Origin of the sequence: Nonomuraea cavernae (assembly GCF_014646355.1) — a bacterium.
Taxonomy (GTDB): domain Bacteria; phylum Actinomycetota; class Actinomycetes; order Streptosporangiales; family Streptosporangiaceae; genus Nonomuraea; species Nonomuraea cavernae.
The window spans coordinates 125,286-141,211 of sequence record NZ_BMNH01000007.1; the positions used below are offsets into that span (position 1 = coordinate 125,286).

Genomic DNA, 15,926 nt, shown 5'->3' on the forward strand with positions numbered 1-15,926 from the left:
TACTATCGGTGAAATTGCTCTCGGGGGGACGACCGGGAGGAGGCGTGGATGAAACGCTGGAGAAGACTGGCGGCGTTGTCGCTGGCTTCGGTGGTATTGGTGGCGTGCAGCGGGCAGCGACCCGTGGCCGTCAGTGAGAAGAGCTCCGACCCGACGACACCCGTGGTCGGCGGAAAGCTGGTGTACGGGCTCAGCGCCGACGCCGCCGGATTCAACCCGGTGACCGACCAGTTCGCGGCGCAGAGCTACAGCATGGCGACGACGATCATCGAGCCGCTGGTGAGCGTGGACGTCAACGGCGATTGGAAGCCCTACCTGGCAGAGTCCCTGACGCCTAACAAGAAGTCCGACGAGTGGACGATCACGGTCAGGTCGGGGATCTCGTTCTCCGACGGCACGCCGCTGACCGGCGAGGTGGTCAAGGCCAACCTGGAGGCGCAGAAGGCGTCGCCGCTCAACAACGCGGTGCTCGCGCCGGTCTCGTCGTTCGAGCTGGTCGACCCGAAGACGGTCAAGGTCAAGCTGAAGCAGCCGTGGGTGGCCTTCCCGTACTATCTGGCGGCGCAGATCGGCATGATCGTGCCGCCCTCCTCGCTCAAGGATCCCAGAGGAGCCAGCCAGAAGCCCGTCGGCACCGGGCCGTTCACCTTCCAGGAGTACGTGCCCGACAGCAGGTTCGTCGTGGCCAAGAACGCCAACTACTGGCGCAAGGGCCTGCCGTACCTGACCCAGATCGAGTTCCGGATCCTGCCCGACAGCCAGACCCGCGCGCAGACGCTGGAGGCGGGCCAGCTCGACGCCATGGGCACCAGCCGCGACGAGGACATCACCAAGTTCGGCGCGCTCAAGGACGCCTTCACGGTGCAGCGGTCGCAGGGCATGGCCGTGGCCGAGTACATGTTCATGCTCAACACCGCCGTCAAGCCCTTCGACGACATCAGGGTCCGCAGGGCGCTGGCGCACGCCATGGACCGCAAGGCGGTCATCTCGACGCTGCGCGGCGGGCTCACGAAGGAGGCCGACGGCCCCTGGTCGAAGGACTCCAAGTGGTACGCCGAGGGCGGCGGCTATCCGGAGTACGACCTGGCCAAGGCGACCGCGCTGGTCAAGGAGGTCGAGGCGGAGAAGGGACCGATCAAGTTCGAGATCATCTCCACTCCCGACCCCAACACCATGCAGGGCATCGAGCTGGCGCAGGACATGTGGCGCAAGGCGGGCATCGAGGTGACGATCAAGCAGGCCGACCAGGCCGACCTGATCAACCGCGCGGTCACCGGCAACTTCGCCGCGACCGTGTGGACCCAGTTCTCCTCACCCGACCCCGACGGTGAGTACATCTGGATGCACAAGGGGTACGCGGGGCCCGTCGGCTCCATCGCGCTGAACTTCACCCGGCTCAAGGACGACAAGCTCAGCCAGGCCTTCGACGTGGGCCGCACCAGCCCGGACGAGGCGACGCGCAAGCAGGCGTACGCCACCGTCCAGCAGCGGCTGCGTGAGCTGGTGCCGTACGTGTTCGTCGACCACCTCGACACCGGCGCCGTCATCGCCAAGACCACGGTGCACGGCATCGGCGAGCATGTGCTGCCGGACGGGGAGAAGGGGCTGCCCATGACCGGCTCACCCATCCCCTACCACCCCTTCTCCGGCGTCTGGATCACCCAGCAGTGATCCTCCTGCACCGGCTGGTCCGGCTCCTGGTGGTCCTGCTCGTGGTGACGTTCCTGTCCTACGCCCTGCTCGGGTTGCTCCCCGGTGACCCGACGACGCAGATCCTCGGCCTGTCGGCGACCGAGGAGGCCCGTGCGCAGCTCCGCCAGGAACTGGGCCTGGACCAGCCGCTGCTGGTCCGGTACGCCGACTGGCTCGGCGGCCTGGTCACCGGCGACTTCGGCACCTCGTACATCAACCAGGTGCCGGTCGCGCAGGAGCTGGCCGAGCGGCTGCCGGTCACGCTGGAACTGCTGGTCGCGGCGCAGATCGTGGCGCTGGGGCTGGCGGTTCCGGTGGGCGTGGCGGCGGCCCGCCGGGCCGGCGGCACGCTGGACCAGGTGCTCACCGCGATGAGCTTCGCGCTGCTGTCCACCCCGGTGTTCGTGCTCGGCGTGCTGCTGATCCTGGTGTTCGCCGTCACCTGGCAGGTGTTGCCGGCCACCGGGTGGACTCCGATCTCGGTGGATCTGGGGTGGAACATCACCTCGGTGCTGCTGCCCGCGATCACGCTCGGCGCGGGGCAGCTCGCCGTCTACGCGCGGCTGTTGCGTACCGACCTGATCGCGACGCTGCAGGAGGACTACATCACGCTGGCGCGCGCCCGGGGCCTGTCGCCGCGGCGCATCCTGTGGCGGCACGCGCTGCGCCCGTCCACGATCTCGCTGATCACCGCCGTCGGGCTGAACCTCGGGGCGCTGATCGGCGGGACCGTGATCATCGAGACGCTCTTCGGGCTGCCCGGCATCGGCCGGCTCATCGTCGACTCCATTTTTTCCCGCGACTACCTGACCGTGCAGGGAGGCGTCGTGCTGATCTCGGTCGGCTACGTGCTGGTCAACTTCGTGGTGGACCTGGTGTACGCCGCCGTGGACCCGAGGATCCGGCATGCGTAGGCGTCTCGGCCCGGGGTTCTGGATCGCGGCGTGCTGGATCCTGCTGGTGCTGGCCGGGGCGCTGCTGGCCGACCTGCTGCCCATCGCGCGCTACGACGAGACGCTGGCCGGGCCGCCCCGGTCGGGTCCCAGCGCCGACCACCCGTTCGGCACCGACGGCCTGGGTCGCGACGTGTTCAGCCGGGTCGTGCACGGCTCGCGGGTCTCGCTCGGCGTGGGCATCGGCGCGGTGCTGCTCGGTCTGGCCATCGGCGGTCCGCTCGGCATCCTGGCGGGTTACCGCAGGCGGGCCACGGACGCGATCATCATGGCGTTCAACGACGTCGCGCTGGCCTTCCCGTCGCTGGTCTTCGCGCTGGCCGTGGTGGCGTTCGCGGGGGCCAGCCTGCGCAACGTGCTGATCGTGCTCGGAGTGCTCGGCGTGCCCGCCTGGACCCGGCTGATCAGGGGCGCGACGCTCTCCTTCGCCGACCGGGAGTTCGTCCTGGCGGCCCGGGTGCTGGGCGTGCGCGACAGCAGGATCCTGTGGCGGGAGATCATGCCGAACGTGGCGGTGCCCGCCGCGTCCTACGCGTTCATCGGGATGGCCGTGGTCGTGGTGGCCGAGGGCAGCCTCGCCTTCCTCGGGCTGTCGGTGCAGGCGCCCACGCCCACCTGGGGCGGGCTGATCAACGAGGGCCGCACCCTGATGGACGACGCGCCGCACGTGGTGCTGGCGCCGTCGCTGGTCATGTTCCTGACGGTGCTCTCGTTCAACCTGGTGGGCGACCGGCTGAGGGCGCTGACCGACGTCCGGCACAGCGGCCTGGAGCCCGTACGGCAGGCGCCTCCGGCGGCCCCCGCCGCCCCCGTCCACGCGGTGGGCGACAGCCTGCTCCAGGTCGAGGACCTGCGGACGCACTTCGTCACCGAACGCGGCCTGGTCAAGGCCGTCGACGGGGTCTCCTTCACCCTGGAGCGCGGCAGGACGCTGGCCATCGTGGGCGAGTCGGGCTCGGGCAAGTCGATGCTGATCCGCTCGATCCTCGGCCTGCTCCCCGGCTCGGGCGTCGACCGGAGCGGCAACGTCTACCTGGACGGCGACGACCTCACCCGGCGCACCCCCGAGGAGATGCGGCACATCCTCGGCCCGCGCCTCGGCACCGTCTTCCAGGACCCGATGACCGCGCTCAACCCGGTGCGGACGATCGGCGCGCAACTGGCCGAGCCGCTCCGGGTGCACCTCGGGATGAACCGGAAGCAGGCCCGCGAGGAGGCCGCGCGGCTGCTCGCCCAGGTCGGGATCCCCGATCCGGGACGGATGCTGGGCCGCTATCCGCACCAGCTGTCGGGCGGCATGCGGCAGCGGGTCACCATCGCGATGGCCCTGTCGTGCGGCCCCGACGTGCTGTTCGCCGACGAGCCCACGACCGCCCTCGACGTCACCATCCAGGACCAGGTGCTGCGGCTGCTGCACCGGCTGCGGGAGGAGCGTCACATGGCGGTCGTCCTGGTCAGCCACGACCTCGCGGTGGTGCGCGAGTGGGCGGACGAGGTCATCGTGATGTACGCGGGCAAGGTCGTGGAACGCGGCCCCACGGCCGAGATCTTCGGGCGCACCCGCATGCCGTACACCGAGGCGCTGCTGCAGGCGGCGCCCCGGCTGACCGACCCGGCGCACCACCGGCTGCGGGTCATCCCCGGCCGGCCGCCGGACCTGGTGGACCTGCCGTCGGGCTGCGCCTTCCAGCCGCGCTGCGCCCACGCCCGCGACCGGTGCGTGACCGAGGCTCCGGAGCTGCTTGAGGACGGTCATCTGTACGCGTGCTGGTATCCCACCGGCAGCCCGATCAGCGAAGGAGCCGAGAGCCGTGGCCGGTAGCGGAAACGCCCATCTTCGTCCCCGCGACCAGGTGTTGCTCCAGGTGGAGGACCTGGTCGTGGAGTTCCCCGCGGGGCGGGGCCGTACCGTGCGGGCGGTGTCGGGGGTGAGCTTCGACCTGGCGCGGGGCGAGACGCTGGGCATCGTCGGCGAGTCGGGGTGCGGCAAGTCGAGCACCGCGCGGGCGCTCGTACAACTGCCGCCGCCGCGCGGCGGCTCGGTGCGGCTGGACGACGTCGAGCTGACCACGCTGCGCGGCGAGGCGCTGCGGCGCACCCGCAGGCGGCTGCAGATGATCTTCCAGGATCCGATCTCGTCGCTGAACCCGCGCCGCCGGGTCCGCGACATCGTCAGCGAGGGCACCCGCGTGTGGGGCGCCGGCGGCGACCGGGTGGACGAGGTGCTGGAGGCCGTCGGGCTCGACCCGGCGACCGCGGCCGTGCGGCGGCCGCACGAGTTCTCCGGCGGCCAGTGCCAGCGCATCTCCATCGCGCGGGCGCTGGTGCTGGAGCCGGAGGTGGTGATCTGCGACGAGCCGGTGTCCGCCCTGGACGTCTCGGTGCAGGCGCAGATCCTCGGGCTGCTGGAGGACCTCAAGGAGCGTTACCGGCTCACGCTGGTGTTCATCGCCCACGACCTGGCCGTGGTGAAGAACGTCAGCGACCGGATCCTGGTGATGTACCTCGGCAAGATGTGCGAGCTGGCCGCGAGCACCGAGCTGATCGAGCGGCCCGCCCACCCCTACACCCGGGCGCTGCTCGCCTCGATCCCCGGCAGCGGCCTCGACCTGCCCCCGGCCGACCGGCTGATCAAGGGCGAGCCGCCGTCACCGGTCGACCCGCCGAGCGGCTGCCGCTTCCGTACCCGGTGTCCGAGAGCGGCCTCCAGGTGCGCCGAGGAGGAGCCGGAGATCCGGCCGCTGACCGGCGGCCACTGGGTGGCCTGCCACTTCCCGGAAACAGCCTGATTTTTCCGGAAACAGGCTGTTCTTCCGGAACAGGCTGCACCAGAACAGACTGAGACGGAACCAGATTCAAGGAGCAGCATGGCCATCGACTTCACCCTCGCCCCCGAGCACGAGGAGATCCGCAAGCGGGTGCGGGCCTTCATCCAGGGCACCGTCATCCCGGCCGTCGAGGACCTGGAGGAGGGCGACCGCGACACCTACCTGCGGACCATCTTCAAGCTGCGCGAGAAGGCCAGGGCGGAGGGGCTCTGGCTGCCGCACATGCCCAAGGAGTGGGGCGGCATGGGCCTCGGCCACGTCGAGCTGGCCATGGTCCAGTCGGAGGCGGCCAAGACGCGGCTCGGCCCGTGGGTGCTCAACTGCCAGGCGCCCGACGAGGGCAACATGCACACGCTGCTGCACTGGGCCAGCGACGAGCAGAAGGAGAAGTACCTCCGCCCGCTGCTCGACGGCCGCACGATGTCGTGCTTCGCGATGACCGAGCCCGAGGTGGCGGGCTCCGACCCGACGCTCATCCGCACCACCGCCGTCAAGGACGGCGACGAGTGGGTCATCAACGGCCACAAGTGGTTCATCTCCAACGCCCGGCGGGCGAGCTTCGCCATCCTCATCGCGCGGACCGAGACCGACGTGCCCGAGGGCACGCGCGGCGCCAACACGGCCTTCCTCATCGACCTGCCGCAGGAGGGCTGGCACGACGTCCGCGAGGTCGAGACGATGCACGGCTCGACGGGACACAGCGAGATCGTCATCACGGACCTGCGGGTGGCCGACGGCCAGATCCTCGGCGGGCGCGGCGACGGCCACCGGCTCGGCCAGTACCGCCTCGGCCCGGCGCGGCTCGCGCACTGCATGCGCTGGATCTCCCAGGCGGAGACGGCGCTCGACATGATGGTCGACCGGGCGCTCAACAGGTACAGCCACGGCTCGCTGCTCGCCGAGAAGCAGGGGGTCCAGTGGCTGATCGCCGACTCGGCGATGGAGCTCTACCAGTGCAAGCTGATGGTGCTGCACGCCGCCTCGAAGATCGACAAGGGCGAGGACTTCCGGACCGAGGTGTCGATGGCCAAGCACTTCGTGGCCAACAGCCTCAACCGGATCATCGACCGGGCGATCCAGGTGCACGGCGCGCTCGGCTACTCCACCGACACGCCGCTGGCCCACATGTTCCAGCACGCCCGCTGGGCCCGCTTCGCCGACGGCGCCGACGAGATCCACCAGATGCGCATCGCCGAGCGGACCATCGACGCCTACCGCACCACCGGATCGACCAGCGCCGCCACAGGGGGCCTACCCCTGTAGCGGCGCCGTAGGTCACGGCCGGCCATCACCCGGCACCGGCCGTGACACGGCGCCGGCCGTGTCGCGACCGGCCGGCCGCGCGTCCGTCCGTCAGCCGGTGAGCGGGCCGAACTCCTTGCGCGTGTCGATCACGTCGCCGAAGAGCTCCCACCGCTCGCCCTTGAACGTCATGAGCTGCATGGACTCGATGGGGAACCCGTCATCGGGTCCGGTGCTCATCGTCACGCCCGGCAGCAGCATGTCGACCTGCACGTTGCCGAGGGCGCGCACCGAGTCGCGCAGCCCCTCGCGGGTCGGGCACTTGGCCGCCTCCATGGCCTTGTGGAAGCTGCTGGCCACCGCCCAGCCGAAGGCGTGGTAGGGGACGGCCGGGTCGGCGTCGGGGGCGTACTGCTTCATCTTCGCCTGGTAGCGCATCATCTCCGGATCGCTCTGCCACGTCGGGTCGTTGGGGTCCTTGTAGTACGTGGAGGACACGACGCCCTGCACGTTCTCGAACCCGACGGGCTTGAGCACGGTGACGGACGCGGCGACGTTGTTGACGATGTGCACCGGGTTCCAGCTCGTGTTCTTGGCGTCGGCGGCCAGCGCCTGGGAGCCGAACTTGGGCGTCGTCACGTTGAGGAACACGTCGGCCTTCGACTCGGCCAGGTTGCTCATCTGGGGGTCGACGCTGGGATCGGTGACCTCGTAGCTCTGCTCGGCCACGATCTTGACCTGGGTGCCCTCGAGGGCCCGCTTGAACCCGCCGAGCAGGTCCTTGCCGAAGTCGTCGTTCTGGAAGAGCACCGCCACCTTGGCCTCGGGCTTCTCCTGCTTGAGGTACTGCGCGTAGACGCGGGCCTCGGAGACGTAGTTGGGCTGCCAGCCGATGGTCCACGGATGGGCGGTGTCGGTGCCCCACGTGGACGCGCCGGTGGCGACGAAGACCTGGGGCACCTTCTGCTGGTTGGCGTAGTCCCAGGTGGCCGTGGTCGAGGGGGTGCCCAGTGTCTGGAAGAGCGCGAACACCTTCTCCTGCTCGACCAGCCTGCGCGCCTCCTCCACGGCCTTGGGCGGCTGGTAGCCGTCGTCCCGCACCAGGAACTCGACCTTGCGCCCGCCGATGCCGTTCTGCTCGGCGTTGACGAAGTCGAAGTACGCCTTGATGCCCTTGGGGATGGCGCCGTAGGCGGAGGCGGGGCCTGACAGCGGATAGATGCCGCCGAGTTTGAGGCTCTTGTCGGTGATGCCGGTCGTCTGTTGCCCCTGACACTCACCTGTGGCCGTCGTGCCGGTGCCGCCCGCCTCCTCCCGCCCGCCGCAAGCCGTCATGGCGAGCAGGAGCACAGCCGTACAGCCGATCGCAGTTACCCGCATTCCTTTACTCCTTCCGGAGAGTCTTCCTGATCGAATGCGCCGCGCGTCCGGTCAGCCCGGCGAGTCCGGTCGGAGCGACGTACATCACCGCGATGATCAACAGGCCGAAGATGACGCCGGGCGCGGCCTCGTTGACGTCCTGGGAGATGCTGGGCACGAACATCACGAACAGCCCGCCGAGCAACGGTCCGGAGAGCGAGCCCAGGCCGCCGACGACGAGGCCGGCCAGCAGGGTGATCGAGAGCGTCACGGCGAACGAGTCCGGCGAGACGAAGCCGATCACCCAGGTGTAGACGCAGCCGGCCGCTCCGGCGAACATCGCGCTCCAGGCGAAGGCGAGTGTCTTGTAGAACGACAGCCGCACGCCCATGGTCTCGGCCGCCGCCTCGTTGTCGCGGATGGCGTGCAGCGCCCGTCCGACGCGCGAGCGCATCAGGCTGTACGCCGACAGGAAGGCGGCGACGGCCACGGCCAGGGCGAGGAAGTACAGCCACTGGTCCTCGGCCAGCCCGGTCCAGGCGGGCGGGGCCGGCTTGGGCAGCGTCAGCCCCATGGACCCGCCGGTCACCTCCTCGAACCGCTTGAGCAGCGGCACCAGGAAGATCGCCATGGCCAGCGTCACCAGGGCCAGGTAGAGGCCGCGTAACCGCATGGCCGGCAGCCCGAGCGCGAGCCCGATCACGAACGCCACGGCGGCGGCGATCGGCAGCGTCACCGGGTAGGGCAGCTCGAACCGGTCCAGCATGATCGCGGCCCCGTACGCGCCGACGGCGAAGAACGCGCCGTGCCCGAGCGAGATCTGGCCCGCGTGGCCGACGAGCAGGTTGAGCCCCAGCAGCGCCACCGCGTAGACCAGCACCATGGTGAACTGGAAGACCCGGAACGGCACCAGTTGGAAGGGCGCGTAGCAGGCCGCCGCGAACAGGGCGGCCAGCACGATCCACCGCCACCGCTCGGCCGCGACCCGCCTGAGGGCTCCCGCCCGGGTCGGCGCGTCCACCCGCGTGACCTCCGCCGTGTCGCTCATGCCCGCTCCACCGCCGCTCGTCCGAACAGCCCCTGGGGCCGCAGCAGCAGGACGCCCAGGATGATCACCAGTGGCACTCCGACCTTGAGATCGGATCCGATGAACCCGACGTACGCCCCGGCCAGCGTCTCGGCGACGCCGACGATCAGGCCGCCCACGACCGCGCCCACCGGGCTGTCGAAGCCGCCCAGGGTCGCCGCGGCGAAGGCGTAGATGAGGACGCCGCCCATCATGTTCGGCTCCAGGAAGAGCAGCGGCGCGACCAGGACGCCCGACACGGCGCCGACGGTGGCCGCGAGACCCCAGCCGAGCGCGAGCGTCCAGCCGACCCGGATGCCGACGAGCCGGGCCGAGTCGGGGTTGGTCGCCACGGCCCGCATGCCCAGCCCGATCCTGGTGTGCTGGAACAGCAGGTAGAGCAGGCCCATGACCAGACCGACCACGACGAGGACGCCGAGCGTCGAGTAGCTCACGCGGAGGCCGCCGGCCTCCAGCGCGCCCCCGGGGAACGGGTTGGGAAAGTCCTTGATCAGGAACGTCCAGATCCACCCGGCGGCGGCGTTGACAAAAATGAACAGGCCGACGGTGACGATCACCACGGTCAGCTCGGGCGCTCCCTCGACGGGCCGGATGACCAGCCGCTCGATGAGCATGCCGCCCGCGAACGACACCGCCAGCGTCAGCGCCAGGGCCAGCCAGAACGGCATCCCGGCGGCGGTGAACTGCCAGGCGAGGTAGGTGGAGAACATGGCCAGCTCGCCCTGCGCGAAGTTGACGATGCCGGTGAACTGGTAGATGAGCACCAGGGCGAGCGCCAGACTGGCGTAGATCGCGCCGGCGCCGAGGCCCTGGACCAGCTGTTGCAGGAAACCGGTCATCGTCAGACCCGGTAACCGAGGTAGGACTGGGCGACCTGCTCGTCGGCCCGGATCTGCTCCGCCGTGCCCGACAGCACGATCCTGCCGGTCTCCAGGACATGCGCCTGCTGGGCGATGCCGAGGGCGAGATGGGCGTTCTGCTCGACGACGACCACGGTGGTCCGCTCCTGTTCGTTGATGGTCCGCACGATGCGGAACAGCTCCCGGGTGACCAGCGGGGCGAGGCCCAGTGACGGCTCGTCGAGGAGCAGCAGCCTCGGCCGCAGCATGAGCGCCCGGCCGATGGCCAGCATCTGCTGCTCACCCCCGCTGAGGCTGCCCGCCGCCTGCCTCAGCCGGGTCTTGAGCACCGGGAAGTAGCCGTGGATGCGCTCGAGGTCGGCGTCCACCTCGGCCCTGGCCCGCCGGCTCGCCGGCCGGACGTACGCGCCGAGACGCAGGTTCTCCTCGACGGTCAGCGGCATGAACGTGCCGCGCCCCTCGGGGACGTGCGCGACGCCCTGCCGGGCGATCGTGTCGGGCGAGCGCCCGGCCAGGTCGGCGTCGCCGAGCCGGACGGTCCCGCGTGTCCTGACCATGCCCGACAGCGCCCGCAGCAGGGTCGTCTTACCCGCCCCGTTGGGGCCGAGGATCGCGCAGACCTCACCCTCGCCCACGCTGAGGCTCACGCCGTGCAGCACCCGGGCGTCCCCGTACCCGGCGTGCAGGTCGGTCACCACCAGCGCACTCATACGGCGGTCCCCAGGTACGCCTCGATGACGCCGGGATCGCGCTGGACCACGGCGGGCGTGCCTTCGGCGATCTTGCGGCCGAAGTCCAGGCACACGACCCGGTCGCAGGTGCCCATGACGAAGCCCATGTGGTGCTCGACCACGACCACGGTCACGTCCAGGTCGTCGCGGATGGCGCGCAGCGTGCCGGCGAACGCCTCCACCTCCGCCGAGTTGAGCCCGTTGACCGGCTCGTCCAGCAGCAGCAGCCTCGGCCGGCCGACCAGCGCCCGGGCCAGTTCCACCCGCTTGAGGGTGCCGAACGGCAGCCCGGCCGCCGGGTGCTCGGCCACCTCGGCCAGCGACAGGCGGGTCAGCACCTCGTCGGCCTCGGCGCGCAGCCGGCGCTCCTCGCCGCCCACTCCCGGCAGCCGCAGGCCCGCGGTGAGGAACCCGGCCCGGCCCCTGTGGTGCGCGCCGACCATCACGTTGTCCCGTACCGACATGCGCGGGAAGAGGCCGAGGTTCTGGAAGGTGCGGGCGATGCCGAGCGCCGCGATGGCGTGCGGGGCCACGCCGAGCAGGCTCCGGCCCTCGTACGTGACCGTGCCCGAGTCGGCGTCGTAGCGCCGGGTCAGGCAGTTGAACAGGGTGGTCTTGCCGGCGCCGTTCGGGCCGATCAGCCCCACCATCTCGCCGCGCCGCACGGAGAAGCCGACGCCGTCCAGCGCCGTGATGCCTCCGAAGCGAACGGTGAGATCGTGTACCTCCAGCATCCGGCCTCCTGGGACGCAGCGGGTGGAGAACAATGTTCTGAAGTTGGGGTCAGCGTAGGATCCGCCCGTCGCCGCCCGCATTGGGTACGGACACCCAAGAAGTTCGGGGGGAGTTGTCCGCAGAGCACAGCATCTGTCTCGGACCGGTTACGACCCGTTGACCTGTCGGCGACAACCATGGATGATCCCCGGCATGTCCAGTGGTTTCAGCTTGGAAACGCTCACTGGTGCGGAAACGGTCCGCGCGGAACGCGCCCGGATCCTCTCCGAACTACTCGCCGGCCTGGACGAGCTGGCCGGCGCCGCGGTCACGACGATGTGCGCCGAGATCCCCGCCTACGCCGCGATGGACGACGCGTTCCACGCCGACGTGCGCGACCAGGTGGCGCGCCACTACCGCGGCAAGCTGGCCGTCCTCCTGGAGGACCGCACGGTGACGCTGGACGACATCGCCTACACCCGGCGGGCGGCGATGCGGCGCGCGCGGGCCGGGATCGCCCTGGCCGACTACATCAACGCGTTCCGGGTCGGCCAGCAGGTGTTCTGGGAGTCGGTGGTCGAGCGGGCCGGGCACTCGTTCGCCGGTCACGAGGCCGCGCTGGCGCTCGCGGCCCCGCTCATGCGCTACTGCGACTTCGCCAGCACGCACGCGGCCAACGCGTACATGGAGTTCCAGCAGTACGCCGCGGCGGAGGCGGTGCGCGAGAGCCGCGACCTGCTGGAGACACTGCTGGCCGGCGGCGTGCCCACCCGTGGCCGGCAGCTCGCCGCGGCCCAGGCGCACGGCCTCGGCCCCGAGGCGCGCACGCCGCTGCTCGTGGTGATCGCCGTGCTGATCGGCTCGCGGTCCGACGTGCGGCGCGGCCCCGACCAGGGCGCCGACGCCCGCCACGCGGCCTGCGCGGCGATCGCCCGCACCGGCGGCAACGGCACCCGCACCCTGTCCGTCGTGCGCCAGTCGGAGATCGTGGCCATCCCCGCGCTCGGCCCCGGCGGCGACCCCGAGCAGCTGTGCGACCGGCTGCAGGCGGTGCGCGAGAGCCTGCTCGGCGAGGGCATCACGCTGGCCATGGGCATCAGCACCGTCGTCACCGGCACCAGCGGGATCCCGCAGGCCTACCAGGAGGCCCGCGCCGTGCTGGAGTTCCTGCCCGAGGACGGCGGCGTGGCGGCGCTGCCGAGGATCACCCCGTTCCAGTACCTCGCGCTGCGGGCCGACGACACCGCCCGGCACCTCGTCGATCCGCGCATCACCGCGCTGCTGGCCGAGGACCGGGCGCGCGGCGGCGTGCTCACCGCGACGATCCGCGCGTTCGCCGCCGCCGACCTCAACCTGCGCGCCTCGGCCGAGCGGCTGCAGATCCATCCCAACACCGCGCAGTACCGGCTGCGCCGGATCCAGGAGCGCACCGGCCGCAGCCTGCGCCGGATCAACGACCTCGTGGAGCTGCTCGTGGCGATCGCGCTGCACGACTCTCTGCCGCCCAACTCCGGGCGGGAAAGACTGGCCACCGCGACCAATGAGCACCGCGGGAGCGCGGGCGTACGGTCGTTCCTTGACCTCCTCCCCCTCGTGAACGAGGGGGATTCCCACGGTCGCCCGTGAGGGTTCCTGTTTCATCGCCGGTCGCCCGCCAGGAAGGAGGACTTCCCTTGAGGTCTTACATCGGCTCCGCAGGCGTTTCGGCTCTCCGCCGGCCCGGCGGCGAGGATGTTCTTGGCCGCGTTGACGTCCCGGTCATGGCAGGCGCCGCAGGCGCATACCCAGGTCCGGACGTTCAGCGGCATGGACGGCTGGAGTGTCCCGCACGCCGAGCACAGCCTGGAGGAGGGAAACCAGCGATCCACCACGACAAGCCGCCGCCCGTACCAGCGGCTCTTGTACTCCAGCATGCCGCGCAACTCCCGCCAGGACGCATCCGAGATGGCGCGCGCCAGGCTGCGGTTGCGGATCATGTTGCGGACGGTCAGGTCTTCCACGGCGATCACTTGGTTCTCGTGAACAAGCCGGGTGCTGACCTTGTGCAGGAAGTCGCGTCTGCGGTCGGTGATCCGCGCGTGCACGCGGGCCACCTTCAGCCGGGCCTTGACCCGGTTGGCCGAGCCCTTCTGTTTACGGGCCAGCGCCCGCTGAGCGCGAGCCAGCCTGCGCCGGTCGGCCCGCTCATGACGCGGGTTGACGATCTTCTCCCCGGTCGACAACGTGACCAGAGCGGTGATCCCCGCATCCACCCCCACGCGGGCCTCTACCGGGGGCAGCGGGGACATCTTCTCCTCCACCAGGATGGACACGAACCAGCGTCCGGCCGCGTCCCTGCTCACGGTCACCGTGGACGGCTCCACACCCTCAGGCAGAGGCCGCGACCACACGATGTCCAGCGGCTCGCCCATCTTCGCCAGCGTCAACCGGCCGTCGCGCCAGCGGAAGGCCGAACGGGTGTATTCGGCGCTCAGGCGCGACTTCTTACGGGACTTGAACACCGGATACCTGGCCCGTTTGGCGAAGAAGGCGGCGAACGCCGCCTGAAGGTGGCGCAACGCCTGCTGCAACGGGACACACGACACCTCGGCGAGAAACCGCAACTCCGCAGAGCGCTTCCACGCCGTCAGCAGTGCCGACGACTCCTCATAGGAGACGCCGCGGCCCTCCAGCCGATAAGCGCGAGTCCGCTCCTCCAGCGCCTTGTTGTAGACCAGACGGACGCAGCCGAACGTCCTAGCAAGCTCCACTGCCTGCTCGGGAGTCGGGTGGAAGCGGTACTTGTAGGCCCGCTTCACGATCTGTGCCACGCCCCACAACCTATCGCAAGATCCGCCAAATCTCGTACACGTGTTCGATTTGATGGCATTGTTCCGGCTTTCCTCTCCGCCCCGAAGGACGGGATCTCCAGCCTCAAGGAGATTCGATGAACCTCGCTGACCGGCTCCAGACCGCCACCGCGCGGCTCGGCGGCAGGCCGGTCCTCACACTCGACGGGGCCGAGCTCACCTACGACGCGCTGGAGCTGATGAGCGCCCGCGTGGCCGCGATGCTGCGCGGGCGCGGCATCGGCGTCGGCGACCGGGTCGCGATCATGCTGCCCAACGTGCCGGAGTTCGCCGTCGTCTACTACGGCGTGCTGCGCGTCGGCGCGGTCGTCGTGCCCCTCGACCCGTTGCTGCGCAGGCGCGAGATCTCCTCCTACGTCGCCGACTGCGGCCCCCGGCTGCTGATCGCCTGGCACGCCTACGCCGAGACCGCCGAGGCCGGCACCGCGGCCTCCGGCACCGACTGCTTCTTCGTGGTGCCCGAGGAGTTCCGCCGGCTGCTGCGCGGCATCGCGGCCGAGCACGAGATCACCCCGAGGGCGCCCGGCGACACCGCCCTCATCCACTACACCTCCGGCACGACCGGCCGGGCCAAGGGCATCGAGCTGACCCACGGCAACCTCGACGGCAACGCCGCCACGGTCGCCCGCATGCACGCGCTCGGCGTGGACGACGTGGTCCTCGGGGCGCTGCCGCTCTACCACGCCTTCGGCCTGACCTGCTCGCTCAACGCCACCGTGCACGCGGGCGCGCGCCTCACGCTGCTGCCGCGCTTCGAGGCGGGCCGGGCGCTGGAGGTCATCCGCCGTGACGGGGTCACCGTCTTCCAGGGCGTGCCCACCATGTACATCGCGCTGCTCGACCATCCCGGGGCCGGCGACATGTCGCTGCTGCGCGTCTGCGTCTCCGGCGGCGCCGCGCTCCCGCTCGACGTGCTGCGCGAGTACGAGACGCGCCTCGGCTGCTCCATCGTGGAGGGGTACGGGCTCAGCGAGACCTCGGCCGTGGCCGCGTCCAACCGGGGCGGCCCCGCCCGCCGGCCCGGGTCCATCGGCTACCCGGTCAAGGGCGTCGAGATGAAGGTGGTCGGCGACGACGGCCACGAGGTGCCCCGCGGCGACATCGGCGAGATCGTGGTCCGGGGCCCCAACGTCATGAAGGGCTACTGGAACAACCCCGACGCGACCGCCGAGGCGATCCGCGGCGGCTGGTTCCACACCGGCGACCTCGGCAGGGTCGACGAGGACGGCTTCTTCTTCCTGGTCGACCGGCGCCGCGACGTGATCATCCGAGGCGGCTACACGGTCTATCCGCGTGAGGTGGAGGAGGTGCTCTACGAGCATCCCGCCGTCCGGCAGGCCGCCGTCATCGGGGTGCCCCATCCGGAGCTGGGCGAGGAGATCGCGGCCGTGGTGGCGTTGCGGGTGCCGGTCGAGGCCGACGACCTGCGCGCCTTCGTGAAGGAGCGGGTGGCGGCGTACAAGTATCCGCGGCACGTCTCGTTCGTGGACGAGCTGCCGGTGACGGCCACCGGCAAGATCCTCAAACGCGCGATCTCGCTGCCCGAGACGGCCGTCCGCGGCCGGGCGGCGGCGAGCCGCCGCCCGAACCCTCGCTGAACGCCACTCCGCG

The 15,926-nt window shown here is 70.6% G+C and carries 12 protein-coding genes and 1 pseudogene; 7 read left to right on the forward strand and 6 right to left on the reverse strand.

Translation table 11 applies throughout. The features are described from left to right. Window positions 1-48: 48 nt before the first annotated feature. The 5 genes from IEY82_RS14705 (at window position 49) to IEY82_RS14725 (ending at window position 6,736) form a co-directional block, all read left to right on the forward strand. Window positions 49-1,671, forward strand: a complete 1,623-nt coding sequence (locus IEY82_RS14705) for an ABC transporter substrate-binding protein (RefSeq protein WP_189124664.1) — start codon at window positions 49-51, stop codon at window positions 1,669-1,671. After that, the gene (locus IEY82_RS14710; RefSeq protein ID WP_189124665.1) at window positions 1,668-2,606 is read left to right on the forward strand and encodes an ABC transporter permease; all 939 of its coding nucleotides are present in this window, start codon (window positions 1,668-1,670) and stop codon (window positions 2,604-2,606) included. The genes IEY82_RS14705 and IEY82_RS14710 overlap by 4 nt, the downstream gene beginning before the upstream one ends. Then, complete coding sequence (locus IEY82_RS14715) at window positions 2,599-4,467, forward strand: dipeptide/oligopeptide/nickel ABC transporter permease/ATP-binding protein (RefSeq protein WP_189124666.1); 1,869 nt, start codon at window positions 2,599-2,601, stop codon at window positions 4,465-4,467. Before IEY82_RS14710 ends, IEY82_RS14715 begins: the two co-directional genes overlap by 8 nt. Beyond that, window positions 4,457-5,434 carry an ABC transporter ATP-binding protein gene (locus tag IEY82_RS14720; protein WP_189124667.1) on the forward strand — a complete coding sequence of 326 codons (978 nt, stop codon included), beginning with the start codon at window positions 4,457-4,459 and terminating at the stop codon, window positions 5,432-5,434. The genes IEY82_RS14715 and IEY82_RS14720 overlap by 11 nt, the downstream gene beginning before the upstream one ends. 78 nt (window positions 5,435-5,512) lie before the next feature. Next, window positions 5,513-6,736 carry an acyl-CoA dehydrogenase family protein gene (locus tag IEY82_RS14725; RefSeq protein ID WP_189124668.1) on the forward strand — a complete coding sequence of 408 codons (1,224 nt, stop codon included), beginning with the start codon at window positions 5,513-5,515 and terminating at the stop codon, window positions 6,734-6,736. A 90-nt stretch (window positions 6,737-6,826) separates the two neighbouring features. On the opposite strand, the gene IEY82_RS14730 is transcribed toward IEY82_RS14725, so the two are convergent. The 5 genes from IEY82_RS14730 to IEY82_RS14750 are packed head-to-tail and all read right to left on the reverse strand — an operon-like array spanning window position 6,827 to window position 11,486. Continuing rightward, the gene (locus tag IEY82_RS14730; RefSeq protein ID WP_189124669.1) at window positions 6,827-8,095 is read right to left on the reverse strand and encodes an ABC transporter substrate-binding protein; all 1,269 of its coding nucleotides are present in this window, start codon (window positions 8,093-8,095) and stop codon (window positions 6,827-6,829) included. A 4-nt stretch (window positions 8,096-8,099) separates the two neighbouring features. After that, the gene (locus tag IEY82_RS14735) at window positions 8,100-9,122 is read right to left on the reverse strand and encodes a branched-chain amino acid ABC transporter permease (RefSeq protein WP_189124670.1); all 1,023 of its coding nucleotides are present in this window, start codon (window positions 9,120-9,122) and stop codon (window positions 8,100-8,102) included. Further along, complete coding sequence (locus tag IEY82_RS14740; RefSeq protein ID WP_189124671.1) at window positions 9,119-10,000, reverse strand: branched-chain amino acid ABC transporter permease; 882 nt, start codon at window positions 9,998-10,000, stop codon at window positions 9,119-9,121. Before IEY82_RS14740 ends, IEY82_RS14735 begins: the two co-directional genes overlap by 4 nt. A 2-nt stretch (window positions 10,001-10,002) precedes the next feature. Then, entirely contained in the window at window positions 10,003-10,731 is a 729-nt protein-coding gene (locus tag IEY82_RS14745; protein ID WP_189124672.1) for an ABC transporter ATP-binding protein, read from the reverse strand. Continuing rightward, the gene (locus tag IEY82_RS14750; protein WP_189124673.1) at window positions 10,728-11,486 is read right to left on the reverse strand and encodes an ABC transporter ATP-binding protein; all 759 of its coding nucleotides are present in this window, start codon (window positions 11,484-11,486) and stop codon (window positions 10,728-10,730) included. The genes IEY82_RS14745 and IEY82_RS14750 overlap by 4 nt, the downstream gene beginning before the upstream one ends. Window positions 11,487-11,679: 193 nt before the next feature. Between IEY82_RS14750 and IEY82_RS14755 the strand changes: the two genes are divergently transcribed. Then, window positions 11,680-13,092 (forward strand): PucR family transcriptional regulator, encoded by a 1,413-nt coding sequence (locus tag IEY82_RS14755; RefSeq protein WP_189124674.1) that lies wholly within the window; start codon window positions 11,680-11,682, stop codon window positions 13,090-13,092. On the opposite strand, the pseudogene IEY82_RS14760 reads toward IEY82_RS14755, so the two are convergent. After that, a pseudogene (locus IEY82_RS14760) lies at window positions 13,081-14,276 on the reverse strand (RNA-guided endonuclease InsQ/TnpB family protein); the annotation flags it as partial. The gene IEY82_RS14755 and the pseudogene IEY82_RS14760 overlap by 12 nt on opposite strands. Before the next feature lie 116 nt (window positions 14,277-14,392). On the opposite strand from IEY82_RS14760, the gene IEY82_RS14765 reads away from it, so the two are divergent. Then, window positions 14,393-15,913 carry a long-chain-fatty-acid--CoA ligase gene (locus tag IEY82_RS14765; protein ID WP_189124675.1) on the forward strand — a complete coding sequence of 507 codons (1,521 nt, stop codon included), beginning with the start codon at window positions 14,393-14,395 and terminating at the stop codon, window positions 15,911-15,913. Window positions 15,914-15,926: the final 13 nt, after the last annotated feature.